This is a genomic window from Vibrio marinisediminis (genome assembly GCF_014050145.1).
Classification (GTDB): domain Bacteria; phylum Pseudomonadota; class Gammaproteobacteria; order Enterobacterales; family Vibrionaceae; genus Vibrio; species Vibrio marinisediminis.
The window spans coordinates 1-291 of record NZ_JACFYF010000184.1; the positions used below are offsets into that span (position 1 = coordinate 1).

The window sequence follows — 291 nt, forward strand, 5'->3', positions numbered from 1 at the left end:
AAAAATTGAAGGCTTTCTTATAATTAAAATTCACATTGTCTTATGCATCCATATATTCTTCAATAGGAGCACAAGTACAAATTAAGTTTCTGTCTCCGTAAGCATCATCCACTCGTCTTACTGTAGGCCAGAATTTATTGTCTTTTACAAAGTCTAGCGGATAAGCTGCAGTTTCACGTGAGTAAGGGAAATCCCAGTCACTTGCTGTTAGCATATCTAATGTATGTGGTGCATTTTTAAGCACGTTAACTTCGTCTTCTTTAGTAGCGTTGTCAATTTCTTTTCTAATAG

General features: G+C 35.4%; 1 protein-coding gene. It reads right to left on the reverse strand.

The window, feature by feature from the left end:
* Nucleotides 1-40 precede the first annotated feature (40 nt).
* Nucleotides 41-291, reverse strand: a 251-nt coding sequence (locus H2O73_RS23850; RefSeq protein WP_182110780.1) for an aminomethyl-transferring glycine dehydrogenase, incomplete at its 5' end; no start/stop codon positions are given.